This window comes from Rhodanobacter sp. PCA2, from assembly GCF_013620825.1.
Lineage (GTDB): Bacteria > Pseudomonadota > Gammaproteobacteria > Xanthomonadales > Rhodanobacteraceae > Rhodanobacter_A.
On the sequence record NZ_NJIC01000017.1, the window covers coordinates 70,738 to 94,308 of the forward strand.

28 protein-coding genes are annotated in these 23,571 nt (G+C 69.9%); 12 read left to right on the plus strand and 16 right to left on the minus strand.

All coding sequences use genetic code 11. The annotated features are described in order from the left end of the window. Positions 1–71: 71 nt before the first annotated feature. The 5 genes from nth to metG form a co-directional block, all read right to left on the minus strand. Positions 72–710: an endonuclease III gene (nth, locus tag PCA_RS06445; protein ID WP_181301813.1), complete on the minus strand. Its 639-nt coding sequence runs from the start codon at positions 708–710 to the stop codon at positions 72–74. Continuing rightward, complete coding sequence (locus PCA_RS06450) at positions 707–886, minus strand: hypothetical protein (protein WP_181301774.1); 180 nt, start codon at positions 884–886, stop codon at positions 707–709. Before PCA_RS06450 ends, nth begins: the two co-directional genes overlap by 4 nt. Next, positions 883–1,497 carry an RnfABCDGE type electron transport complex subunit B gene (locus PCA_RS06455; protein WP_181301775.1) on the minus strand — a complete coding sequence of 205 codons (615 nt, stop codon included), beginning with the start codon at positions 1,495–1,497 and terminating at the stop codon, positions 883–885. The genes PCA_RS06450 and PCA_RS06455 overlap by 4 nt, the downstream gene beginning before the upstream one ends. 171 nt (positions 1,498–1,668) lie before the next feature. Beyond that, the gene (locus PCA_RS06460) at positions 1,669–3,414 is read right to left on the minus strand and encodes a hypothetical protein (protein ID WP_181301776.1); all 1,746 of its coding nucleotides are present in this window, start codon (positions 3,412–3,414) and stop codon (positions 1,669–1,671) included. 212 nt (positions 3,415–3,626) lie between these two features. Further along, positions 3,627–5,720 (minus strand): methionine--tRNA ligase, encoded by a 2,094-nt coding sequence (metG, locus tag PCA_RS06465; protein WP_181301777.1) that lies wholly within the window; start codon positions 5,718–5,720, stop codon positions 3,627–3,629. Between the two features lie 264 nt (positions 5,721–5,984). On the opposite strand from metG, the gene PCA_RS06470 reads away from it, so the two are divergent. Genes PCA_RS06470 through PCA_RS06480 form a run of 3 tightly spaced genes read left to right on the plus strand, consistent with a single transcriptional unit; the run spans position 5,985 to position 8,597 of the window. Continuing rightward, complete coding sequence (locus PCA_RS06470; RefSeq protein WP_181301778.1) at positions 5,985–7,160, plus strand: MFS transporter; 1,176 nt, start codon at positions 5,985–5,987, stop codon at positions 7,158–7,160. Continuing rightward, positions 7,157–7,798, plus strand: coding sequence for an HAD family phosphatase (locus PCA_RS06475; RefSeq protein ID WP_181301779.1), 642 nt, complete (start codon positions 7,157–7,159; stop codon positions 7,796–7,798). Before PCA_RS06470 ends, PCA_RS06475 begins: the two co-directional genes overlap by 4 nt. Next, positions 7,791–8,597: a DeoR/GlpR family DNA-binding transcription regulator gene (locus PCA_RS06480; RefSeq protein WP_181301780.1), complete on the plus strand. Its 807-nt coding sequence runs from the start codon at positions 7,791–7,793 to the stop codon at positions 8,595–8,597. The genes PCA_RS06475 and PCA_RS06480 overlap by 8 nt, the downstream gene beginning before the upstream one ends. 45 nt (positions 8,598–8,642) lie before the next feature. Here the strand turns inward: PCA_RS06480 and PCA_RS06485 are convergent, their stop codons facing one another. Next, the gene (locus PCA_RS06485; RefSeq protein WP_181301781.1) at positions 8,643–9,110 is read right to left on the minus strand and encodes a DUF2147 domain-containing protein; all 468 of its coding nucleotides are present in this window, start codon (positions 9,108–9,110) and stop codon (positions 8,643–8,645) included. 156 nt (positions 9,111–9,266) lie between these two features. Between PCA_RS06485 and apbC the strand changes: the two genes are divergently transcribed. The 4 genes from apbC (at position 9,267) to PCA_RS06505 (ending at position 12,162) form a co-directional block, all read left to right on the plus strand. After that, positions 9,267–10,361, plus strand: a complete 1,095-nt coding sequence (gene apbC / locus PCA_RS06490; RefSeq protein WP_181301782.1) for an iron-sulfur cluster carrier protein ApbC — start codon at positions 9,267–9,269, stop codon at positions 10,359–10,361. Beyond that, positions 10,358–10,894 (plus strand): NADPH-dependent FMN reductase, encoded by a 537-nt coding sequence (locus PCA_RS06495; RefSeq protein WP_181301783.1) that lies wholly within the window; start codon positions 10,358–10,360, stop codon positions 10,892–10,894. The genes apbC and PCA_RS06495 overlap by 4 nt, the downstream gene beginning before the upstream one ends. 93 nt (positions 10,895–10,987) lie before the next feature. Then, on the plus strand, positions 10,988–11,557 hold the full coding sequence (dcd, locus tag PCA_RS06500; RefSeq protein WP_181301784.1) for a dCTP deaminase: 570 nt from the start codon (positions 10,988–10,990) through the stop codon (positions 11,555–11,557). Between the two features lie 95 nt (positions 11,558–11,652). Beyond that, entirely contained in the window at positions 11,653–12,162 is a 510-nt protein-coding gene (locus tag PCA_RS06505; RefSeq protein ID WP_181301785.1) for a hypothetical protein, read from the plus strand. An 85-nt stretch (positions 12,163–12,247) separates the two neighbouring features. On the opposite strand, the gene pcp is transcribed toward PCA_RS06505, so the two are convergent. The 8 genes from pcp to PCA_RS06545 are packed head-to-tail and all read right to left on the minus strand — an operon-like array spanning position 12,248 to position 18,091. Next, a complete protein-coding gene (gene pcp, locus PCA_RS06510; RefSeq protein ID WP_219918590.1) occupies positions 12,248–12,904 on the minus strand; it encodes a pyroglutamyl-peptidase I in 657 nt (218 codons plus the stop codon). 10 nt (positions 12,905–12,914) lie between these two features. Continuing rightward, positions 12,915–13,883 (minus strand): DUF979 family protein, encoded by a 969-nt coding sequence (locus PCA_RS06515; RefSeq protein ID WP_181301786.1) that lies wholly within the window; start codon positions 13,881–13,883, stop codon positions 12,915–12,917. A 1-nt stretch (position 13,884) separates the two neighbouring features. Beyond that, positions 13,885–14,577, minus strand: a complete 693-nt coding sequence (locus PCA_RS06520) for a DUF969 family protein (RefSeq protein ID WP_181301787.1) — start codon at positions 14,575–14,577, stop codon at positions 13,885–13,887. Beyond that, positions 14,574–15,338 (minus strand): 5-oxoprolinase subunit PxpA, encoded by a 765-nt coding sequence (locus PCA_RS06525; protein WP_181301788.1) that lies wholly within the window; start codon positions 15,336–15,338, stop codon positions 14,574–14,576. Before PCA_RS06525 ends, PCA_RS06520 begins: the two co-directional genes overlap by 4 nt. Then, a complete protein-coding gene (locus PCA_RS06530) occupies positions 15,335–16,309 on the minus strand; it encodes a biotin-dependent carboxyltransferase family protein (RefSeq protein WP_181301789.1) in 975 nt (324 codons plus the stop codon). Before PCA_RS06530 ends, PCA_RS06525 begins: the two co-directional genes overlap by 4 nt. Beyond that, positions 16,306–16,998, minus strand: a complete 693-nt coding sequence (gene pxpB / locus PCA_RS06535) for a 5-oxoprolinase subunit PxpB (RefSeq protein WP_181301790.1) — start codon at positions 16,996–16,998, stop codon at positions 16,306–16,308. The genes PCA_RS06530 and pxpB overlap by 4 nt, the downstream gene beginning before the upstream one ends. An 8-nt stretch (positions 16,999–17,006) precedes the next feature. Further along, entirely contained in the window at positions 17,007–17,423 is a 417-nt protein-coding gene (locus PCA_RS06540; protein ID WP_181301791.1) for an HIT domain-containing protein, read from the minus strand. Next, the gene (locus tag PCA_RS06545; RefSeq protein WP_181301792.1) at positions 17,420–18,091 is read right to left on the minus strand and encodes a dienelactone hydrolase family protein; all 672 of its coding nucleotides are present in this window, start codon (positions 18,089–18,091) and stop codon (positions 17,420–17,422) included. Before PCA_RS06545 ends, PCA_RS06540 begins: the two co-directional genes overlap by 4 nt. A 244-nt stretch (positions 18,092–18,335) precedes the next feature. On the opposite strand from PCA_RS06545, the gene rimO reads away from it, so the two are divergent. From rimO to PCA_RS06570, 5 genes are all read left to right on the plus strand, one after another. Further along, positions 18,336–19,673, plus strand: a complete 1,338-nt coding sequence (gene rimO, locus PCA_RS06550) for a 30S ribosomal protein S12 methylthiotransferase RimO (protein WP_181301793.1) — start codon at positions 18,336–18,338, stop codon at positions 19,671–19,673. A 6-nt stretch (positions 19,674–19,679) separates the two neighbouring features. Further along, positions 19,680–20,498, plus strand: coding sequence for a DUF3025 domain-containing protein (locus tag PCA_RS06555; RefSeq protein ID WP_181301794.1), 819 nt, complete (start codon positions 19,680–19,682; stop codon positions 20,496–20,498). 41 nt (positions 20,499–20,539) lie between these two features. Next, complete coding sequence (locus PCA_RS06560) at positions 20,540–20,914, plus strand: VOC family protein (RefSeq protein ID WP_181301795.1); 375 nt, start codon at positions 20,540–20,542, stop codon at positions 20,912–20,914. Positions 20,915–20,986: 72 nt separating this feature from the next. Beyond that, complete coding sequence (locus PCA_RS06565; protein ID WP_181301796.1) at positions 20,987–21,406, plus strand: hypothetical protein; 420 nt, start codon at positions 20,987–20,989, stop codon at positions 21,404–21,406. Positions 21,407–21,500: 94 nt separating this feature from the next. After that, on the plus strand, positions 21,501–21,779 hold the full coding sequence (locus PCA_RS06570; protein ID WP_181301797.1) for a hypothetical protein: 279 nt from the start codon (positions 21,501–21,503) through the stop codon (positions 21,777–21,779). Here the strand turns inward: PCA_RS06570 and greB are convergent. Together greB and PCA_RS06580 are read right to left on the minus strand one after the other, a co-directional pair. Next, the gene (gene greB, locus PCA_RS06575) at positions 21,758–22,270 is read right to left on the minus strand and encodes a transcription elongation factor GreB (RefSeq protein WP_181301798.1); all 513 of its coding nucleotides are present in this window, start codon (positions 22,268–22,270) and stop codon (positions 21,758–21,760) included. The genes PCA_RS06570 and greB overlap by 22 nt on opposite strands. A 43-nt stretch (positions 22,271–22,313) precedes the next feature. Beyond that, on the minus strand, positions 22,314–23,561 hold the full coding sequence (locus PCA_RS06580) for a hypothetical protein (protein ID WP_181301799.1): 1,248 nt from the start codon (positions 23,559–23,561) through the stop codon (positions 22,314–22,316). Between the last annotated feature and the right edge of the window lie 10 nt (positions 23,562–23,571).

Below are 23,571 nucleotides of genomic sequence, written 5' to 3' on the forward strand. Positions count from 1 at the left end.
CCTCCGTGTGGGTGGAGGTTGCGTTTATACGCCATCCTTCGGTGCGTCGAGCAGTCGGCGGCCCCGGCGGTTCAGGTGGCCTTCGTCTTGTCCTTGTAACGACACAGGTCGCGGATCACGCAGTCCGGGCAGTCCGGCTTGCGCGCCTTGCACACGTAGCGGCCGTGCAGGATCAGCCAGTGGTGGGCGTCGCGCCTGAACTCCGCCGGCACCACCTTCTCCAGCGTGTCCTCCACCGTCCGCACGTTCTTGCCGGGCGCCAGCCCGGTGCGGTTGGCGACGCGGAAGATGTGCGTGTCCACCGCGATGGTGGGCTCGCCGAACGCGGTGTTGAGCACCACGTTCGCGGTCTTGCGGCCCACGCCCGGCAGCGCCTCCAGCGCCTCGCGGGTGCGCGGCACCTCGCCGCCGTGCTGCTGGACCAGCAACCCGCACAGCGCGATCACGTTCTTCGCCTTGGCGTTGAACAGGCCGATCGTGCTGATGTACTTCTTCAGCCCTGCCTCGCCCAGCGCGAGGATCGCCTCTGGCGTGTTCGCCACCGGATAGAGCTTGCGCGTGGCCTTGTTCACGCCCACGTCGGTGGCCTGCGCGGAAAGCACCACGGCGACCAGCAGTTCGAACGGCGTGGTGTAGGCGAGTTCGGTGGTGGGCTGCGGATTCAGTTCGCGCAGGCGGGTGAACAGCTCGACCACGTCGGCGCGCTTCATGGGCATGGCGGGATGTCCGTCTTCATGGGGATGCCGGGATATCCGCCTTCATGGGCATGGCGAAATGTCGTCATGCCGGCGAAAGCCGGCATCCAGTGCCTTGCCGTCGCCTGAGTACCAAAGTCGCTGGATTCCAGCGTGCGCTGGAACGACGACGTGCGGCGGTGCGCTTTCAAGGCGACTTGCCTTGTTTCGCGCGGGCGCGGGCCAGCGCGGCCAGCACCGGGCTGGTGCCTGCGGCGGCATCCACCTTCGCCTTGCGCGCGATCAGTTCCGCCTCGCGCTCGGCGGCTTCGCGTGCGAGCCGCGCCTCGCGGCGCCGGAAGTGTTCGCGCGCCGCATCGGCATGCGCCTGGTCGATCTGCTCCGCGGGCATGGGTTCCAGCACGATGCAGTCCACCGGGCAGGCGGGCACGCACAGCTCGCAGCCGGTGCAGTCGTCGGCCAGCACCGTGTGCATCAGCTTGGCCGCGCCCACGATGGCGTCCACCGGGCAGGCCTGGATGCACTTGGTGCAGCCGATGCATTCGTCCTCGACCACCCGCGCCAGCATGCGCGGCTTCTCCACGCCGTTGGCGGGATTCAGCGGCAGCGCAGGTCGATCCAGCAGGGCCGCCAGTTTCGCGATGCCGGCAGCGCCGCCGGGCGGGCACTGGTTGATCTCCGCTTCGCCGCGGGCGATCGCCTCGGCGTAGGGCCGGCAACCGTGGTAGCCGCATTGCTCGCATTGCGTCTGCGGCAGCAGCGCGTCGATGCGGTCGGCTGGGGGCGGAACGGGCGACATCATCGGCGTATTGTCGCGCAAGCTCCGCCGGGATGTGGCATCCATCATGTCCAGCGACAGGGCAGTGCGGGGGGCCATGGGGCCGCAGGATTTGCCGCGGGGCGGATTGTGGCGCCAGGAACGAATCGGACGCCTGACGGCGCCCGATTCGCCCGCATTGGCTGCGGGAGGCCGCTATTTCTTCGTCGACTTGTGGATCTGGATCTTGACCGACTGCGAGGCAATGCCGTTGGCGATCACCACGAGGTCGTACGGGCCGTCTTGCATGTTTGCCGGAATGTCGACCTGCGTCCCCACCAGGGTGGAGCCCGTCGCCACGCCCATGCTGGTGTGGTCATGCGTGCGCAGGTAGGAAACCGCCCCGGTAGGACGATAGGTGACCCGCACCAGGGGATAGTTGGTGAAGGAGTCGCCGTCGTCGCCGTAGTAGCTGCCCTGGGTCAGGCCGTTGAACTGGTAGCCGGAGATGGCGAAGGTGGTGCCCGCGGTGACCTGGTTGGGCGAATTCATGATGACCGGCGCCCAGTCCCAGGAAGCGCTGCCGGATGGAGTGAATGTATCGGCCTCGTTCAGGCTGCCGACCAGCACCTGGCCTGTGGGCAGGGTCAGGTTGAACGCGATGAAGGTCGGGATGCCGGCAGCGAAAGCCGGCTGGTTGGCGAGGGGCGAAGCCGTCGTTCCGCTCGGATCCAGGCTGAAGTAGGTCGAGGGAGGGGCGTAGCATTCGGGGGCGCCGATGAGCAGGGCGGTGCCGTCCGGAAGTACGCTGCCGGGGCCGTCGCAGGTTCCCTGCGGGATGCCGTTGGCGTCGATCAGCGAGGCCGATGCCGACCAGGAGCCTGTGCCGTGCAAGCTCGTGGGCGGCGTATAGACCGCGGTGTTCCCGCCCAGGGCCGGCACGACCAGCACGGTTCCATCCGGCCTCAGCAAGCCGGGACCGATTTCATAGTCGCGCGGGTCGGAGAGTTGCACCGGCGGCGTACCCGCCGGAATCCACGCGCCGTTCGGGGTGCCGTCCAGCCACGGCGGCAGGTAGCGATAGCCGCTGTTGTCTTCGACGTCCAGGGTGAAGACCGAGCCGTCCGGGAGCAGGGTCCAGCCGTTTTCGAGATTGCCGTGGGTGTAGGGCAGGCCCTTCGGATGCAGCACGGTCCAGGTCAGCGTCTTCGGGTCCAGCAGCGCGCTGTCGGCCGTGTAGTACTGGTTCGACGCCAGCAGGAGCTGGCTGTTCGGCATCACGACGCAGGAGTTGTCGCCACCGAAGACCTTGTAGCTGTACACCTTGCCGTTCGGGAAGGTCAGCGGCTGATTGGGCAGGGAAGGCAACGAACCCCAGGTGTTCGTTTGCGGATCATAGATCGCACCCTCGTTGGCTTCGGCGACCGTCGGGTTGCCGTTCGCGTCGAACAGGTATTCGCCGCCGAAGACGACGACACGTCCGTCCGCGAGCACGGCATGGCATTCGTACAACGGCGCATAGCCGTTCGGCATGGGCGCCAGCTTGGTCAGGGTGCCCTTGAGGTAATTGCCGGTGGCGTCGGGGTGCAGCGCCCACCAATAAGGCGTGCCGTACTCGCGGATCATCACGTCGCCGTTCGTAAGTTGCAGCGATGTGGACGGATAGAACGGCGGATTGTCCGCCGGGATCAGCGACTGCCACGTGCCGACCATCGCGCTCGAGGTATTCGCGTTCAGCTGAACGACCGTGCCTGCCGGGACGCCCGCGGCCTCCGGCCAGTGGCTCGGCGCCGGTGGGGGCATGTTGTCGTTGTCGTCCTGGCTCGCCCGCATCGCCGTGGTGCTCCCGTCGGGCGGGACCGGGCGTGGGTGGCGGTGGGATGCCTGTGCCGGGAGGGCCAGGCAGGTGCAGGCGAGCAGGGCGCCGATGGCGAAGGAAAGGGGGTGCTGACGTAAATTCATTGGGGTCTCCTGAACAAGGGAAAGAGTGCGAACAGGTGGGTGTTGCACGCATACCGCAGCAGGTGACCGGAATATCGTTGTTTTTGATGTTGCAGCCGACCCCAAAGACCATCAGTCCTTCGTCTCGGACTCCCCGCGGCGTTCGACGCACCGCGTACCCGGGCGTCGGGCGGCTACAACTACACGGGTCCAGCTCAAGAGATTGTGATGATTCAGTGCACGGCGGCGCCCGGCCTGGCGCCCTGGTCGGCATCGAGCAGGAACAGGTCGCTGCCGCCGTCGCCGGCGGAGAGGATCATGCCTTCGGAGAGGCCGAAGCGCATCTTGCGCGGCGCGAGGTTGGCGATGAACACCACGTTGCGGCCGACCAGTTTTTCCGGCTCGCCGTAGGCGGCGCGGATGCCGGAGAAGATCTGCCGCTTGCCGAGTTCGCCGGCATCCAGTTCGAAGCGCAGCAGCTTGTCCGAGCCGTCCACGAATTCGCAGGCCAGCACCTTGCCCACGCGCAGGTCGAGCCTGGCGAAGTCGTCGATGGCGATGGTGGCGGGCGCGTCAGTGGCGACGGGGGCAGCAGCGGGCTTGGCGGTGTCGTTCACGGGTTTCTTCTTGGTAGTTTCGGCGGCAGGCGCGGGGACGCCCAGCGATTCCTTCGAGGCTTCGACCATCGCCTCGATGCGCTTGGGGTCGAGGCGCGCGAGCAGCGGTTCGAAGGCGTTGATGGTGTGGCCGTGCAGTGCGTCGCGCGCGTCGGCGAAGCTGGCGATGGGTGCGGCGAGGAACTGCTCGGCGGCGGCCACGGTGGCCGGGAGGATGGGTTTCAGCAGGCCCGCGAGCAGGCGGAACGCAGCGAGCGCGAACGAACACACCTGCGCAAGCTCGGCGCGGCGCGACTCGTCCTTCGCCATCGTCCACGGCGCCTTCTCGGCGATGTGGCCGTTGACCAGGTCGGCCATCAGCACGAAGCGGCGGGTGAGTTCGGCGAACTCGCCGTCCTCGTACAGGGTTTCGACGCCTTCGTAGTGGGCGAGCAGGTTCTGCCACAGCGCGGCGCGTTCCGCGTCGAACGCATCGGCCAGCGTGCCGCCGGAGAACTTGTGCACGAAGCCCGCGGTGCGGCTGGCGATGTTCACCCACTTGCCGACAAGGTGCGAGTTGACGCGTTCCTCGAAGGCCTTGAGGTCGAGGTCCACGTCCACCGGCGTGTCGTTGAGCAGGCTGGCGAAGTAGTAGCGCAGGTAGTCGGGGTTGAGTCCGGCGTCGAGATAGGTGCGCGCCTGGATGAAGGTTCCGCGCGACTTGGACATCTTCGCGCCGTTCACCGTGAGGTAGCCGTTGACGTGCAGCGCGGTGGGCACGCGCATCTGCGCGCCGTGCAGCATCGCCGGCCAGAACAGGCCGTGGAAGTTGATGATGTCCTTGCCGATGAAGTGGTGCATCTCGGCGGTGCTGCTGGCGCCGAGGAAGTCGTCGAACTTCAGGCCGGTGCGGTCGCACAGCGCCTTGAAGCTGGCGAGGTAGCCCACCGGCGCGTCCAGCCACACGTAGAAGAACTTGCCCGGCGCGTCGGGGATCGGGAAGCCGAAGTAGGGCGCGTCGCGCGAGATGTCCCAGTCCTTCAGGCCGCCGTCCAGCCATTCGCGCAGCTTGGCGGCCACGCCGCCGTTCGCCACCGGCTTGCCGCCGGTGAACTTGCCGGCGAACCAGTCGCGCAGCAGCTCCTCGAACCTGGAGAGTTCGAAGAAGTAGTGCTCCGAATCCTTCAGCACCGGCGTGGCGCCGGAAACCACCGAGTAGGGGTTGATGAGATCGGTGGGCGCGTAGGTGGCGCCGCAGTTCTCGCAGTTGTCGCCGTACTGGTCGGGCGTGCCGCACTTCGGGCAGGTGCCCTTGATGTAGCGGTCCGGCAGGAACATCTGCTTCTCGGGGTCGTACAGCTGCTGGATGCTGCGCCTGGCGATGTAGCCCGCATCGCGCAGGCGCGTGTAGATCAGCTCGGCCAGCTCGCGGTTCTCGTCCGAGTGGGTGGTGTGGTAGTGGTCGTAGCTGAAGTGGAAATCCGCGAAATCGGCCTCGTGGCTGGCGCGGATGCCGGCGATGAACGCCTCCGGCGTCGTGCCGGCCTTCTCGGCGGCCAGCATGATCGGCGTGCCGTGCGCGTCGTCCGCCGCCACGAAGTGCACCTCGTTGCCCATCATGCGCTGCGCGCGCGCCCAGATGTCGGTCTGGATGTAGCCCAGCATGTGGCCGAGGTGCAGCGGGCCGTTGGCGTAGGGCAGGGCGTGGGTGACGAGCAGGCGGCGACTCATGGGGCGGCGCGGTCCGGGTGAAGAGGGTTGGTCATTATGTCATGCGTGGCTGTACAGCCTCATGGGCGCGGACCGCCACCGCTGCGCCGGGCTCCGCACGGAACGAGGGCGCGTGGGCATGCGACGGACATGTGCAGCGAAAGAGGCGCCGCGGCATGGTGCGCAGTCGCCCGTGCAAGGCAGGTTGGCGACATGACGCACGATCGTCGACATGTTGCACGTTGTTGCATGTTTTAGTATGTTCATACCTGATTTTTGGATGGAATGAACGTGGACGGCCTGGCCAGTATTTCCCCCGCACCCTCCGCTTCGGCGCTCTCGGCCGCCAGGCGGGCCACGCGCCTGATCTTCCTGGTATCCGGCTTCGGCATGTCCGCGTGGGCGCCGATGGTGCCGTACGCCAAGGCGCGGCTTGGCCTGGACGACGCCCAGTTGGGTCTCGCGCTGCTCGCGTTCGGCGGCGGTTCGATGCTGTCCATGCCGTTCGTCGGCTGGCTGGCGCACCGTGTCGGCAACCGCACCGTGATCGTGGCCTCGGGGCTGCTGATGTGCCTGGCGTTGCCGATGCTGGCGGCGGCATCCGGCGTGGCGGCGCTGGCGGCGGCGCTGTTCTATTTCGGCGTGATGCTGGGCGCGGTGGACGTGGCGATGAACGCCCATGCCGTGGACGTGGAGCGTCTGGACGGCGGCCGGCTGATGTCCGGGTTCCACGGGCTTTTCAGCGTGGGCGGCCTCAGCGGGGCGATAGCGATGAGCGGCTTGCTGGCGATGGGCGTGCCGCTGGGCTACGCCGCAAGCGCGATCGCCGCGCTGCTGCTGGCCACGGTGCTGTGGCTGCGGGGCGACCTGCTCGGGGATGCGGCGCATGCGGTCGAGATGCAGCGCAAGCCGCCGGGCATGCCGCATCCGCTGGCCTGGCTGCTGGGCCTGTTGTGCTTCGTGAGCTTCCTCGCCGAAGGCGCGATGCTGGACTGGAGCGCGGTGTTCCTGCGCGAGTTCCGGGGCGTCCCGCCGGCGTCGGCGGGGCTCGGCTATGCATGCTTCTCGGTGGCGATGGCGCTGGGGCGCCTCACCGGCGACCGGCTGGTCGGCCGCCATGGTCCGACCCGGGCAGTGTGCGTGGGTGCGCTGCTTGCGGCGGCGGGATTCCTGCTGGTGGCGGGTATTCCGCATGCCGCGGCGTCGCTGGCCGGTTTCGTGCTGATCGGCCTCGGCGCGTCGAACATCGTGCCGGTGCTGTTCAGCGCTGCGGGACGGCTGCCGGGCACCTCGCCGGCCATCGCCATCGCCACGGCGACCACGCTGGGATACGCGGGCCTGCTCAGCGGCCCCGCCTTGATCGGCTTCGTGGCGCATGCCAGCAGCCTGCCGCTGGCCTTCGCCGGCGTGGCCGGCCTGTTGATACTCGTCAGCCTCTCGGCCAGGGTGGTGCGGCGATGAACAAGCCGATCGACACCGTGATCTTCGACCTTGGCAACGTGCTGATCGCCTGGGACCCGCGCCGGTTGTTCCGGCAGCTGTTCGACGACGAGGCGGAGATGGAGTGGTTCCTGCGTAAAGTCTGCAACCACGCGTGGAACGAGCAGCAGGATGCCGGGCGTCCGTGGCTGGAAGGCGTTGCGGAACTGCAGGCGCGGTTTCCGGATTACGCTCCGCTGATCGATGCCTATCGCCTGCGCTGGGTGGAAACCCTGGGCGGCGCGATCGAGGGCAGCGTTGCCCTGCTGGCCGAACTCAAGGCGCGCGGCGTGCGCCTGCTGGCGCTCACCAACTGGTCGCAGGAGACTTTCCCGGTGGCGCGGCAGCGTCATGCCTTCCTCGGCTGGTTCGAGGGCATCGTGGTCTCGGGCGAGGAGCGCCTGGTCAAGCCCGACCCACGCATCTACCAGCGCCTGCTCGAACGCTACGGCGTGGACCCGCACGGCGCGTTGTACATCGACGATTCGCAGCGCAACGTCGAAGCCGCCGAGGCGCTCGGCATGCAGGGCTGGTGGTTCCAGCATCCGGAAGGCTTGCGCGGGCGCCTGCAGGCGCTGGGTCTGCTGGGCAACGAGGATCGGGAGACATCGCATGGCTAAGCCTGCCCCTCCGCTGCCGGACAGCGGCGCGCTGCCGCAGGAACGCCAGCAGCGCATCCTGGAACGGTTGCGCCGGGACGGCCGCGTGGTGGCGGTTGAGCTGGCGCAGGCGTTCGAGGTATCCGAGGATTCGATCCGCCGCGACCTGCGCGAACTGGCCGCGGCGGGCCTGTGCAAGCGCGTCTATGGTGGCGCGCTGCTGCCGGCGCTCACGCTGTCGCCGCTGAAGCAGCGCCGCAACGAGCATTCCGCGCGCAAGCGGGCGCTGGCGCGCAAGGCGGCGGCCCTGGTGCAGCCGGGGCAGACGCTGCTGATCGATGCGGGCAGCACCAACGCGGCCATCGCCGCCGAACTGCCGCGCGATGCGCGGCTCACCGTCATCACGAACGCGCCGCACATCGCGCAGGTATTGCTCGACCGCGAGGGATTCGACGTGCTGCTGATCGGCGGTCGCATCGATGCCGCCAGCGGCGGCGCGACGGGCGCGCAGGCGGTGGACCAGGTGCGCAGGCTGCGCGCGGACCTGTGCTTCCCGGGCGCGTGCGCCATCGACGCGGCACACGGCCTGTGGGGATTCGACAGCGAGGAGTCGCTGTTCAAGCGCGCGATGATCGAGGCCAGCGACGAGGCCGTGGTGGTCGCGACCGACGACAAGCTGGGCGCGGTGGCGACGCACCAGGTGGCCGAGCTGGCGCGCGTGCAGCACCTGGTGGTGGAGCATTCGGCGGACAAGGCGACCCGCGCGGCGTTTTCCTCGCGCGGCGTCGCCGTACATCGCGCCGAGGCGGCGGCGGACTGATCCGACGCGCTGCCTCGGCGGGTTCGTGCGGACCGTGGGCGCGGCTTACTGCTCGCGCTGCCAGGTCTGGCTGCGGCCCAGCATGGCGAAGCCGATGTAGCCGTGCACGTCCAGCTTCTGGCCGCCGTCTTCCAGCGTGAGCTTCACCTTGTAGACCTTGCCGCTCTTGGGATCGAGGATCTTGCCGCCGTCCCATGCGTCGCCGTTCTTGTGGACGCCCCACATGATGGTCATGCCCTCGATGGGCTGGTTCTTGCGCTCGCCATCGCACTTGTCGCACTTGGGATGCTCGCCGTCGCGGGCAATCGCCTCGGGGCTGCGGTTCAGCAGCTGGATCACCTTGCCCTGCAGCTCGCCGCCGGTTTCGCTGATCTGGATCACGGACTTCACCTTGCCGGTGGCGTCGTCCACCTGTTTCCAGTTGCCGACCGGCGTGGCGGTGTCGGCGGCGGACACGGCGCCCGCGCCCAGCAACAGGCCCAACGCGAGCGCGAGACGAACTGCGTGCTTCATGGTCATGCTTCCCGTACGAGTGAGTATGGATGCAGCCTGCCGATGCCCGGCAGGGCGGTCAAGCTGCATCGCGCCATGCTGATCTGCATCAGCGCGGGGCGTCGCCGGCGGCTGGCATAATGCCCTGTCCCCCTCAGCAACGTAGCACTCCCCGACATGACGCAGGCGAACGAAGCCCTGGTCCGCCACCTGCTTGGCGAACTGACCGATCCCCACACCGGCGCGCCGCTGGCCGAGGCCGTGCGAGCGGTGGGCGTGGACGGCGCGAAGGTGTCGGTGGACCTGCAACTGGGCTATCCCGCCGTTGGCGCCGCCGACATGCTGGCTGACAAGGCGAAGCGGGCGCTGGAGGCCGATCCGGCGATCGCTGCGGCCACCGTGTCGGTCGCCACCCGCATCCAGTCGCACAAGGTGCAGGGCACGCTGGCGCCGTTGCCCAACGTGAAGAACATCATCGTGGTGGCCTCGGGCAAGGGCGGCGTGGGCAAGTCCACGGTTTCCGCCAACCTCGCGCTGGCGCTGCAGGCCGAGGGCGCCAGGGTGGGCGTGCTCGATGCCGACATCTACGGCCCCAGCCAGCCGCGCATGCTGGGCATCAGCGGCAAGCCGGAATCGCCGGACGGCAAGAGCATCACGCCGATGCGGGCGCACGGCCTGCAGGCGATGTCGATCGGCTTCCTGGTGGACGAGGAGACGCCGATGATCTGGCGCGGCCCGATGGTGACGCAGGCGATGATGCAACTGCTCACCGATTCGCGCTGGGAGATGCTCGACTACCTGGTGATCGACCTGCCGCCCGGCACCGGCGACATCCAGCTCACGCTGGCGCAGAAGGTGCCGGTGGCCGGCGCGGTGATCGTCACCACGCCGCAGGACATCGCGCTGCTGGACGCGCGCAAGGCGCTCAGGATGTTCGAGAAGGTGGAGGTGCCGGTGCTCGGCATCGTGGAGAACATGGCCACCCACGTCTGCTCGAACTGCGGCCACGAGGAGCACATCTTCGGCGAGGGCGGCGGCGCGCGCATGGCGGAGCAGTACGGCGTGGCCTGCCTCGGCTCGCTGCCGCTGGACATCCGCATCCGCGAACAGGCAGACGGCGGCACGCCCACCGTGGTGGCGATACCGGATTCCGAGCTCGCCGCGCGCTACCGCGAGATCGCCCGCAACGCCGCCGGGCGGCTTTCGCGCCAGCCGCGCAACAAGTCGCTGGGGCTCGGCAAGATCGTGGTCCAGGGCACGCCCGCTGCATGAGCGCGCCGCGGCGCGTGCTGTGCCTGTGCGGCAGCCTGCGCCGGATCTCGTCCAACCGGGCCGCGCTGGAAGCCGCAAGGCAACTGGCGCCCGCGTCGCTGGAACTCGCGCTGTACGACGGCCTCGCCGCGTTGCCGCTGTTCAACCCGGACGACGAACGCGATCCGTTGCCGCCCGCAGTGCTGGCGCTGCGCGAGGCCGTGGGCCGCGCCGACGCGCTGCTGATCGCCTGTCCCGAGTATGCGCACGGCGTACCCGGCGCGTTCAAGAACCTGCTGGACTGGCTGGTGGGCAGCCTGGAATTTCCCGGCAAGCCGGTGCTGCTGCTGAACGCATCGGCGCGCGGTTCGCACCATGCGCAGCAGGCGCTGGCCGAGATCCTGCGCACCATGTCGGCGGAGCTGCTGAGCACCCAGGCCATGCCGGTGGCGCTGCCGGGCGCGGGGTGCGGCAGCGCGCAGGTGCTGGCCGCCGCAGAACGTTGCGCCGAGCTGCGTGTGGCGCTGGACCGCCTGGCAGCGGAGCTGGCCTGAGTCGCCCGCCGTGCTGGCGTGCAGGCGCCGATAGCATGTATTTTTGCCAATTCGCCCGGCCGGACCGGGCTTCACGCCGACCGCGGAGCGCATGTGAGCATCAAGTCCGACAAGTGGATCCGCCGCATGGCCCTGGGCCACGGCATGATCGAGCCGTTCGAGCCGGGCCAGATGAAGCAGCGCGAGGACGGCAGCCGCGCGGTGTCCTGGGGCACTTCCAGCTACGGCTACGACGTGCGCTGCGCGCGCGAGTTCAAGGTGTTCACCAACATCAACTCCACCATCGTGGACCCGAAGGCGTTCGATCCGGACAGCTTCGTGGACGTGGTGTCGGACGTGTGCATCATCCCGCCCAACTCGTTCGCGCTGGCGCGCACGGTGGAGTACTTCCGCATCCCGCGCGACGTGCTGGTGGTGTGCCTGGGCAAGAGCACCTACGCGCGCTGCGGCATCATCGTCAACGTCACGCCGCTGGAACCGGAGTGGGAAGGCCACGTGACGCTGGAGTTCTCCAACACCACGCCGCTGCCGGCCAAGATCTACGCGAACGAGGGCGTGGCGCAGATGCTGTTCTTCGAATCCGACGAGCCCTGCGAGACCAGCTACCGGGACCGCGGCGGCAAATACCAGGGCCAGCAGGGCGTGACCCTGCCGCGTACCTGAACAGGCACACGACGGCCGCACGCCAGCACCGTCACACACACGCCCCGGCGCTACACTCGCGGGGCCATCACGACCGCTTTTCGCAGGAGATCCCGATGACCCGTCTTTCCACCCTGTTGACCCGCACCGCCGCCGCACTGGTGCTGGGCAGCGCGTTCCTGCTCGGCGGCTGCCACATGTTCGGCGGCGGCGCCAAGGGACAGGTGAACACGGCCCAGTGGAAGGGCAAGTTCGACACCACCATCCAGGCCTACAAGGAAGGCCAGTTCGTGATCGACGGCGCCGTGCTCTCCGCGGTGGACGCGGGCAGCCATTTCGCCTACCTGAAAGACGCGCGCAAGCTGCCGAAGACCGTGCTGCTGCTGCCCAGCGACGACTCCAAGATCCGCAAGGTGCACCTGCAATACCTCGCGCGCATGGCGCTGGACTACGGCTTCACCGCGTACTACGACAACAAGGGCGAGCTCACCGAGATCAACGCGGTCAACACCAAGGCGCGCCAGCTGCAGGACCACCACGAGCCGATCAAGATCGACGACGGCCAGCAGTGCAAGACCGCGGCGGGCTGCGACTCCGTGGACCAGGCCGCGCGGCAGCAACACTGAGCCACCGGCCATCGCGAAGAGCCCGCGGAGCGATCCGCGGGCTTTTTTGTGCGGACGAGTTTGTGTGGACGAGGCGGGACCGGGCTCAGTCGATCGCGCCGCCGCTGACCGTCAGGTCGGTGCGCGTGGTCGCCGCCACGCGCAGCGCGATCTCCAGCCCGTGCACCATCTCCTCCAGCGCCATGCTGGGCTTGCCGTGCAGGCGGGCGGCCTGTGCGGGCAGGTAGGGGATGTGGATGAAGCCGGCGCGGGCGCCGCGCCGTTTCGCGGCCAGGTGCAGCATCGCGTAGGCGACGTGGTTGCACACGTAGGTGCCGGCGGTGTGCGACAGCTCGGCAGGCACGCCGCGGTCGCGCAGCGCCGCCAGCATCGCCTTCACGGGCAGGTTGCTGAAGTAGGCCGCGGGGCCGCCGGGGATCACCGGCTGGTCGATGGGCCGGGCGCCGGCGTTGTCGGGGATGCGCGCGTCCTGCAGGTTGACCGCCACCCGCTCGATCGACAGCCGCTCGCGCCCGCCGGCCTGGCCCACGCCAAGCAGGATCGCCGGCGCCGTCTCGCGCACGGCGGCCTTCAACAGGCGCAGCGAGGCGGCGAACTCGGTGGGCAGCAGGCGCGCCACCACGCGGTGGCCGCCGATGCGCCGGCCGTGCAGCGCACGCACGGCCTCCCACGAGGGGTTGATGCTTTCGCCGCCGAACGGGTCGAAACCGGTCAGCAGGATGTTCGGCAGGGAAGTGGCCATGCTTGCCTCGTCAACGGAACAACAGGAAGCACATCATCGCGACCGTGGCCGCGAGTATCCAGAATGCGCTCCACGCCTGCGCGCGGATCACGCCGTAGGGGTCGCGCAGTTCCAGCAGCGCCGCGGGCACCAGGTTGAAATCCGCGGCCATCGGCGTGAGCAGGGTGCCGCAGTAGCCGCACAGCATCCCCATCGAGCCGAGGATGGCCGGGTGGGCGCCATGCTGGTGGACCAGCAGCGGCAGGCCCATGCCCGCCATCATCACCGGGAACGCGGCGAACGCGTTGCCCATGATCACGGTGAACAGCACCATGCCCAGCGCGAACGCGAGCAGGCAGGCCAGCGCGCTGCCGGTGGGCAGCCAGGCCGTGGTGAGCGCGGTGATCGCCGTGCCCACGCCGCTGCGCGTGAACACCTCGCCCAGCGCGGCCAGCAGCAGCGGCAGCAGGGCGGCCCAGCCGATCGCGTCGAGCAGGCGGCGGCCTTCGGCGAAACCCTGCTGCAGCGGCGCGCGCGTCACCCGTGCGGCGGCGAACAGCGCGATCGCGCAGGCCAGCGCGAGGCCGGTCAGCGTCATCTGCGGCGCGGCGAACAGCGCATGGCCGCCCGCGGCCAGGTGCGCGTCGAACAGCGCCACCAGCAAGGTGACCAGCGGAATCAGCAGCGCCGGCACGAACAACCGGTGGCCCAGCGCCAGCGCGGACTGCAGCCGCTGCTCCACGCTGCGGCTTTCCGCGTGCGCCATGCGCTTGAGGCGCGGCGCCAGCACGGCCAGCAGCACCACGCCGCCGCCCGCGAACTGGGCCGGCAGCGTATTGCCGGCGGCCCGTTGCGCCAGCACCCAGTCGCCGCCGCCAAACAGCGCGGCCAGCACGATCCAGAACGCACCGTGCCAGGGACGCCGTTCGCGCAGGTTGCGCAGCCCCGCATACAGCAGGAACAGCGCGATCAGCCAGTAGGCGTGCTCGATGCGCAACATCTCAGTGCGCCTCGCCGCGTGCGCCGGCCGCGCGGCGCTGCAGGCGGCGCTGGTAGCGCCACACGCGCAGCGACTGCACCACGAACGCGACCACCGCCACCGGCAGCGCCCACAGCGCGATGGACAACGGCGTCAGCTCGATGCCGTGCTGCGCGTAGAACGCCTGGATCAGCAGCACCGCGCCCATCGCGACGAACACGTCCTCGCCGAAGAAGCGGCCCACGTTGTCGGTGGCCGCGGCGATCGCGCGCAGTTCGTCGCGGTCGGCGTCGCCGAAGCCCGGCAGGATCTTCTCCGCCGCCGCCTCGCCCATCGGCGCCAGCAGCGGTCGCACCGTCTGCGCCGCGCCGGCCACGCCGGTGAGGCCCAGCATCGCCAGCAGTTGGCGCAGCAGCAGGTAGCCGATCAGCAGCCGTGCCAGGGTGAGCCCGTGCAGCCGCCCTATCCATCGCTGCGCATGCTCGCGCAGGCCGGCGCGTTCCAGCAGGCCGATCGCCGGCAGCGTGAGCACGAACATCAGCAGCATGCGGCTGGACTCGAAGCTGCTGCCCAGCAACGCCAGCAACTGCCCCACCGAAAGTCCGGACAGCAGGCCGCTGGCGAGCGCCGCGACCACCACCACCGGCACCGGATTGAAGCGCAGCGCGAAGCCCGCCACGATCACCGCGATGCCGAGCAGGGGCCAGTAGTTCATGCGGCGCCCGGCGCCGCGATGCGCACGCTGGCGGCGGCGAGCGCATCGCGCAGGCGGCGGGCGAAGTCCAGCGCGTGCGGGCCGTCGCCGTGCAGGCACAGCGTGTCGGCGTGCAGCGCCACGCGGCGACCGTCCACCGCGGTCACCGCGCCGTCGCGCACGATGCCCAGCGCCTGCGCGCAGGCCTGCCTGGCGTCGTCCAGCAGCGCGCCGGCTTCGCCGCGCGGCTGCAGCGAGCCGTCGGCGCGGTAACCGCGGTCGGCGAACGCTTCCGCGGCGACCGCGAGGCCGGCGGCGCGGCCGGCCTCGACCAGCGCGGAACCGGCGAGGCCGACCAGGCGCAGCGCGGGATCGAAATCGCGCACGGCGCGGGCGATGGCCGCGGCCAGCCCGGCGTCGCGCGCGGCCATGGTGTACAGCGCGCCATGCGGCTTCACGTGCGCCAGAGGCACGCCTGCCGCGCGGGTGAATGCGGCCAGCGCGCCGAGCTGGTACAGCGTCAGCGCGTGCGCCTCGTCGACGCTCACGCGCATCTCGCGGCGGCCGAAACCCTGCAGGTCGGGCAGCGCGACGTGGGCGCCGATCGCTACGCCGCGCGCCGCCGCCAGCGCAACTGTGTGCTTCATGATCGCGGGGTCGCCGGCGTGGAAGCCGCAGGCGACGTTGGCCGAGCTGACCAGCGCGAGCAGCGCCTCGTCGTCGCCCATGCGCCAGGCGCCGAAGGATTCGCCGAGGTCGGCATTGAGGTCGATGCGGTTCATGCGTTCCCGTGCAGTCGTTGCGCGATCGCCGCCAGCAGGCGGGCCAGCCGGCGCTGCCGCGCCGCGAGACGTTGCCCTGCCTCGTCCGGCGAGCATGGCCGGAAGCATACGGCATCGCCAGGGCGCCGCTGCGCCAGCCGCGGCAGGTCCACCGCGGCGACCTGGCCGATGCGCGGGTAGCCGCCGGTCACCGGCGCCTCGGCCAGCAGCGCGATGGGCTGGCCGGAGGGCGGCAGTTGCACCGTGCCCGGCAGCACCGCCTCGGACACCAGCTCCAGCGGCGCGTGCAGGCGCAGGCGTGCGCCGTCCAGGCGACTCGCGGTGCGGTTCGCGTCCTTGCTGACGATGAAACCGGCCGGGTCGAACAACGCGCGGTGCGAGGCCGTGTCCAGCGCGTCGTGGTGGCTGCCGGGCAGCAGCGCGAGCGGCACGCCGTCGTCGCTCCAGGGGCGCGGGTCCAGTTGCCAGTGCGCCACCTGCACGGCATCGTCCGGCAGCGGTTCGGCTTCGGCCACGGGCAGTTCATCGCCCGCCTGCAGCGGGCGGCCGCCGAAGGGGCCGAGGCCGGCGTGCAGGTCGGTGCTGCGGCTGCCCAGCACGGGCGGCAGCGCGAAGCCGCCGCGTATCGCCAGCCATGCCCGGCAACCGCGCGCGAAGCCGCCCAGGCGCAGCACGGCACCGGCGGGCACGCGGCAGCGGGTCCAGCCCGGCAGCGGCCGGCCGTCGAGTTCCGCGGCGATGGCGGCGCCGGCGAGCGCGATCACCGCCGCCCGTTCGAAGCGCAGCGTGGGGCCCAGCAGGGTGATTTCCAGCGCGGCTTCGCCCTGCGTGTTGCCGACCAGCGCGTTCGCCAGCCGCCACGCCGGCACGTCCATCGCGCCGGCGCGGCCGATGCCCAGCGCGGCATGGCCCGGGCGGCCGCCGTCCTGCACGGTGGTGAGCAGTCCGGGCTTGAGCACGCGCACGCTCATGCCGGCGCATTCCGGGCCAAGCGGTGGAACGTGTCTGCATCGATGGCGCGGAAGCGCACGCGGTCGCCCGCCTGCAGCAGCGCGGGCGAGGCGGCATTCGCGTCGAACAGGCGCAGCGGCGTGCGTCCCATCAGGTGCCAGCCGCCGGGAAGCTCGGCGGGGTAGATGCCGGTCTGGTTGCCGCCTATCGCCACGCTGCCGGTGGGCACGCGCTGGCGCGGGTCGGCGCGGCGCGGCATCGCGAGGCGTTCGTCCAGCCCCAGCAGATAGGGAAAACCAGGTGCGAAGCCCAGCATCGCCACGCGGTAGTCGCCGGCGACGTGCAGCGCGATCGTGGCCGCGGCGTCCAGCCCGGCATGCGCGGCGAGCGCATCGAGGTCGGGCCCGAAGTCGCCGCCGTAGCAGACGGGAATCTCCACCAGGCGCGACGCGATATCCGCGGCGTCCGTTGCTTCCAGCGTTGCATGCACCGCGGCCTGCACCTGTTCGTGCCCATGCCATGCCGCCGGATCGAAACGCAGCAGCAGGCTGGCGTAGGCGGGCACGCATTCCAGTTGCGGAAGCGCCTGCCGCAGGCGTGCCGCGGCGGCCAGCACCTTCGCGCTGACGGCGGCGTCGATGCGTTCGCCGAAGCGCAGCAGCAAGGCATCCTCGGCGATGGTTTCGCAGCGGATGCCCGGCGGCGTCATCGCGGCAGTCAGGCTGCCAGCGCCTGCCGCAGCGCGGCCAGCCGCGCGGCCAGTGCACCGGCGTCATACGGCACGGCGGCGCCGCTGCCCCAGACCGGGCCCGGCCAGGCGTGGTCGCCCTGCATGCGCGCCACCACGTGCAGGTGCAACTGGCGCACGATGTTGCCCAGCGCGCCCAGGTTGAGCTTGTCGCAGGGCGCCACGCTGCGCAGCGCGGCCGCGCTGCGGTTCGCTTCGCGCCACAGCAGGGCCTGCCCGGCCTCGGCAAGGTCGGCGATCTCCACCAGGCCCGCGCGGCGCGGCACCAGGATCAGCCACGGGTAGCGCGCATCGTCCATCAGCCGCAGCTCGCACAGCGGCAGGGCGGCGACGTGATGGGTGTCGGCTTCAAGTCGCGGGTCCAGCGCGAATGCAGCCTCGCTCATGCGCCGGCCAGCTCGCGGTCGAAGAACGCCAGCGTGCGCTGCCACGCCAGCCTGGCGCTGGGTTCGTGGTAGTGCGCGTCGGCTTCGCGCATGAACGCGTGGCCCGCGCCTGGATAGGTGTGCACCTCCATCTGCGGCAGCAATTCGCGGTGCTGCGCCACCGCCTCGGGCGGGATCGAGGGATCGTGCTCGCCGAAATGGAACATCACCGGCGCCTTCGGCTTCTCGCCCAGGAAGGACACGTTGCGCGCTCCGTAGCAGCTCACCGCGGGGAAACCGAGCCGCAGCGCGGAGAGCAGGGCGATGGTGCCGCCCCAGCAAAAGCCCACCACGCCTATCCTGCCGGACGAGGCGATCGCGTTGGCCGCGCTCGCCACGTCCTCCAGCGGACGGTCCAGCCCCAGCTCGGAGACCAGGGTCTTGCCGCGTGCCATGCCGGTCTCGTCGTAGTCCAGCTCCAGCCAGGATTCGAGGTGGTCGAAGAAGGCCGGCGCGATCGCGGTGTAACCGGCGGCGGCGAAGCGGTCCGCCACGTTGCGGATGTGCTCGGTGACGCCGAAGATTTCCTGCACCACCACGATGCCGCCCTTCGGTTCCCCCGCGGGCTTGGCGAGGTAACCGCCGATGCACTGGGTACGCGAGGTGGGGATGTTGATGTGCTGGCCCATGACTTCGGCTCCGTTGCGGCGGGATGGCGGGAATTCTAGCCGGGGCGGATGCCGGCTCCGTAGCTTTTCCGTTCGCCCTGGGCGCAGGCCCGCAGGGCCGGAGTCGAAGGGTGGTCGCGCGGCGCCGGACTTCGCCTGCCGGCGCAGGCAGCGCCCAGCGTGAACGGGGTGCGCGGATGCTCGTCGGCGCGAACCCGGTGTCCGTATAATTCGGGGTTTTCCCCCGCCCACGGTTGCCGCCGCCATGTCGCAGGCCACGCAGAAGATCGGTTTCGTCAGCCTCGGCTGCCCCAAGGCATTGGTGGATTCCGAGCGCATCCTCACCCAGCTCAAGGTCGAGGGTTACGAGATCGTGCCCAGCTACGGCGAGGCCGACGCGGTGGTGGTGAACACCTGCGGCTTCATCGATGCGGCGGTGCAGGAGTCGCTGGATTCCATCGGCACGGCGCTGAACGAAAACGGCAAGGTGATCGTCACCGGCTGCCTCGGCAAGCGCGCCGAGCTGATCCGCGAAGCCTACCCGGACGTGCTCTCGATCAGCGGCCCGCAGGACTACGCCAGCGTGATGCATGCCGTGCACGAGGCGTTGCCGCCGGTGCGCAACAGGTTCCTCGACATCGTGCCGGATACCGGCGTGAAGCTGACGCCGAAGCACTACGCATACCTGAAGATTTCCGAGGGCTGCAATCATCGCTGCAGCTTCTGCATCATTCCGTCGATGCGCGGCGACCTCGTCTCGCGCCCGGTGGACGAGGTGCTGCTGGAAGCCGAGAAGCTGGTCAAGGGCGGCGTGAAGGAGCTGCTGGTGATCTCGCAGGACACCAGCGCCTATGGCGTGGACCTGAAGTACGCCGAACGCGGATGGCGCGGCAAGGCGTACCGCACGCGCATGACCGAATTGTGCGAAGGGCTGGCGGAACTCGGCGCGTGGACGCGCCTGCACTACGTCTACCCGTACCCGCACGTGGACGAGGTGATGCCGCTGATGGCCGAAGGAAAGCTGCTGCCGTATCTCGACATCCCGTTCCAGCACGCCAGCCCGCGCATCCTGAAACTGATGAAGCGCCCCGGCAACATCGACAAGACGCTGGAGCGCATCCGCCACTGGCGCAAGCAGGTGCCCGACCTCACCATCCGCAGCACCTTCATCGTGGGCTTCCCCGGCGAGACCGACGCGGAGTTCGAAGAGCTGCTGGATTTCCTGCGCGAGGCCGAACTCGACCGCGTGGGCGCGTTCGCCTACTCGCCGGTGGATGGCGCCAGGGCCAACGAACTGCCCGGCGCCGTGTCCGAAGAGCTGAAGGAAGACCGCCTCGAACAGTTCATGGCGGTGCAGGCAGAGATCTCCGCTGCCAAGCTGCAGCGCAAGATCGGCCGCACGCTCAAGGTGCTGGTGGACGAGGCGAACGCGGAAGGCGCCGTGGCCCGCTCGGCCGCCGACGCGCCGGAGATCGACGGCACGGTGCTGATTGCCGACGGCCAGGGCCTCAAGCCGGGCCAGTTCGTCGACGTGCTGGTCGAGGGCGCCAGCGAGCACGATCTCATGGCGCGCCTGGCGCATCCGGCCCTCAAGATCGTGTAAGCAACCATGCGCTACGTAGCGCCCGCTCGTGATGTGGTCGATCCGCAGATTTTCGGGCGGATGCCATTGGCGGCGTGGCGCGAACATGCCGGGCTGATCGAAGGCCGCGACTGGCCGTCCGTCGAAGCGCTCAACGCGCGTCGTCCCGACGGCGTGCGCGAGCGCTTCGCGGCGCAAACCCGCGAACTGCTGGCCGACGGCCTGCACTACGAGCAGCGCATCGCCGAACGCGGCGACATCGCCACGCGCGAGGACAACTGGCACGACCTGTTCAATGCGCTGGTCTGGTTGCGTCATCCAGGCTTGAAGCGCGCACTCAACGCGCGACAGATGGTCGAGATTGCGCACATGGGCCCGAAGCGACGCTCCCGCGCCCAATACGCGCTCACCCATTTCGACGAGGCGGGCGTGGTGGTCGCGCTGCGCGATCCCGCGCTGCTCCGGCTGTGGGACGCGCATGACTGGCACGGCCTGTTCTGGCGCGAGCGTGCGGCGTGGCTGGACGGTCGCGCCCGGGTGGAGCTGTTCGGCCACGCGCTGCTCGAACACGCGTTGACGCCGGGGCAACTGCTGGTGGGCAAGGCGCTGGTGGTGGCCGGCGCGGAGGCCTCCCCGGCGGCAGCCGTGCATGCCTGCACGCAGGCGATCCGTGCCGGCGCGGTGTTGCGCGATCCGCTGGAACTGCGCCCCCTGCCACTGGCCGGCATCCCCGGCTGGCACCTGGACAACGGGCAGGAGGTGTTCTGCCGCGAGGCGGCGTGTTTCCGGCCGGCGAGGGCGGGGCGGTGCTACCCTGCAGCCCTTGGCTGCGGGGCGGAAACCTGAACCTCCCTGTCCGGCCCGATGCGATGCCCCGGGAGAACCGCATGGATGGCATCTACCAGATCACGCCGTTCCTCCATGTGCCCGACATCGGCGAGGCACTTTCCTTCTATTGCGGCGTTCTCGCGTTCGAGGTCAGGTACCGCGAGGGCAACTACGCCTGCATCGAGCTGGGCGGCTGTGGGCTGCGCCTGCTCGAGGAACCGGCGCGCAAGCTCAACCCGGACGGGATCGCCCGGGTCGCGATCTGCATCGACGTGGCCGACATCGACGCGCTGCATGCGAAGCTTGGCCCCGCCCTCGCCACGCTGCCGCCGGATCGGGTGGGGCCGCTGAAGGACATGCCGTATCGCCAGCGGGAATTCCAGGTACGCATGCCGGATGGCGACTGGCTCAATTTCACGGCTGCCATGGCCTGAAATATCCGGCGGTCGCGGGCCGGGTTGCCCGGCTTGCCAGCTCAATCGTTCGCAAACCGGGGAGTCAACGAAATGAATGCGCCCAGGTGGTTCAAGATCGTCGCCGTGGTGGCCTTGCTGTGGAATCTGCTGGGCTGCTTCGCGTTTGCCTCGGACCTGCTGCTCACGCCCGAGGATGTGGCGAAGCTCCCGGCCGGGCAGCAGGCGCTGTACGCCGCACGTGCCGGATGGGCGGTGGCGGCCACCGCCGTCGCCGTGATCGCCGGCGCGCTGGGCTGCCTCGGGCTGCTGCTGGGCAGGAAGTGGGCGTTTCCCGTGCTGCTGTTGTCGCTGGTCGGCATCCTGGTCCAGGACTACGGATTGTTCGTGCTCGCGGACGGCGCCGCCCTGGCCGGGCCGGTGGCCGTGGTCATGCAAGGCATCGTGCTGGCGGTGGGCGTGGCGCTGGTGCTGCTGGCCCGCAAGGCGATGGCGCGGGGCTGGCTGGGGTGACCGTGGCGGCTCCCGATGCGTTCGGGCCACCGCCGCGTCGGCGGCTGGCGTGATCCGGGCCTGGACGCCGCACACCCCGATCCGGAGTTGCGGCATGGAAATCCCGGCTATCGTCGGGAACCTCGTTGCGGAGCATGCCGTCGCGGTGCGCCCCCGAGAGAGCGTGCAGCCGTTATCCGTTCCAGTGGTGGGCCAGGGCCCAGGCGTCAACGGCGGCGGGCTGCTGATGCTGGAGCCGGGGAGTTTGCGGCCGGAGTTCGACCGGCAGTTGCGTGGCCGTGTCCAGGCCGGCATGGCGCAATCATCCATGGACGCCGCCCTGGGTCGTGGCGTTGCCGGACGTGCGCTCGCTTACTGCATGCCGGTTTCGTAGTTGATCTCGACCACCAGGAACCGCGTGCGTCCGCCCGGCAGGTCCGCCTCGAACTCGTCGTCCAGTCGCTTCTTCAGCACCGCGCGGGCCATGGGCGAGTCGATGCTGATCCAGCCCAGCTTTGCGTCGGTCTCGTCGGGGCCCACGATGCGGTAGCCGACCTCCTCGCCGCTGGCGACGTTCTCCAGCACGATGCTGGCGCCGAAGAACACCACCTCGCGGTCGGCGGGCAGGCCTTCGGCCACCTTGAGTGCAGGGATGCGCTTGCTGAGGTAGCGCACGCGGCGGTCGATCTCGCCGAGCTGTTTCTTGCGGTAGGTGTACTCGGCGTTTTCCGAGCGGTCGCCTTCGGCCGCGGCGGCGGCCAGCGCCTTCACCACTTCGGGCCGCAGCGTGTGCCACAGATGGTCCAGTTCGGCCTTGAGCTTCTCGAAGCCGGCACGGGTGATGATCGCCGTGGAGCGGGGCGCGGGCGGACGCCAGCGGCTCATGCGCGCGCCTCGTGGCTCAGCAGAAACCGCATCGCTGGCGTCTTCATGCGGCGCCCGCCAGTTGCCGCTGCAACGTGGCGATGTCGCCGTGCCGCGGGTGGTCGGGCCATGCCGCGGCGAGCCGTTCCAGCAGCACCAGCGCCTCGGCGCGGCGCTCATGTTGCGCGCCCAGCAGGCGGGCGGCGAGCAGGCCGTAGTGCGGCGCCTGCGGATCGCGCGGCCAGTGCGCGACATAGCCGCGGCCGAGGTGGATGGCGAGGCGCGTCATGCCCAGCCGTTCGGCGAGGTCGGCCAGCTCGCCGCAGGTGCGCGGGTCGTCGGGCACGAAGGCGGGATCGATGCCGCAGCATTCCTGCAGCACGCCCAGCGCGCGGCGTGCTTCGTTCTGCGCGATCAGTGCGGCGATCCAGATCTGCCCGTGCACCAGCAGGTCGTCGCGCAGGCCCTGGCGGCGCAGCAGTTCACGGTAGAGCTGGTGCACCGGCGCAGGCGCGGCATGCTGGCGCAGGCGGTCGGCCAGCCGGTGCAGGGCGGCGACGGGATCGCTGCCGGCCAGCGTGCGCGCTTCCTCGACCAGTTGGCAGTCCGCGTCCTGGCCGGACGCCCTGGCGAGCTTCGGCGCCTCGGGCTCCAGCCCCAGCCGCGCGTGGTACTGGTGGACCAGCGCGCCCATCAGGTGGAAGGCCAGCACGATGAGCCATGTGTAGGCAAAGGCGAACAGCGGCACGGCGAGGACACGCGGCAGCAGGGTGGAGGTGAGCGAGGCCAGCACGATCAGCAGGCCCAGCAGCAGGTTGATCGTCACCGGCACCAGGTACACCACGCCGAACCGGTTGATCACGCGCATCCAGTTCAGCGGATTGAGCGCCAGCAGCAGGTTGCCGTCGAAGGCCAGCGACATGTCCACCGCCGGCAGCACCATCGCGGCCACCACCAGCACGGTCCACAGCGCGTCCGGAAAGAACGCCACCGCCAGCACGCACAGCGCGACCAGCAGCAGGTGGACGATGGTCAGTCCCCAGCCGCTGGCGCTGTTGCCGTCGCTGCCCACCTCCGGCGGCAGGGCGTAGCCGTTGGCGGTGTGCAGCAGGCAGTCCGCGGCATAGCGCCAGGTGGCCGCCCATACCAGCAGGTTGGCCAGCATGCCGATGCCGGGCAGCAGCGCCGCGTAGTGCGCCAGCGCCAACGCGGTGCAGGTGGCCAGCCCGGCACCGCGCAGCGGGTAGCCGAAGCCCGCGAGGAGGCGTTCGCCGAGCGGCGTATCCGCGGGGACCACCTCGACGCGCGGCATCAGCGTCGTC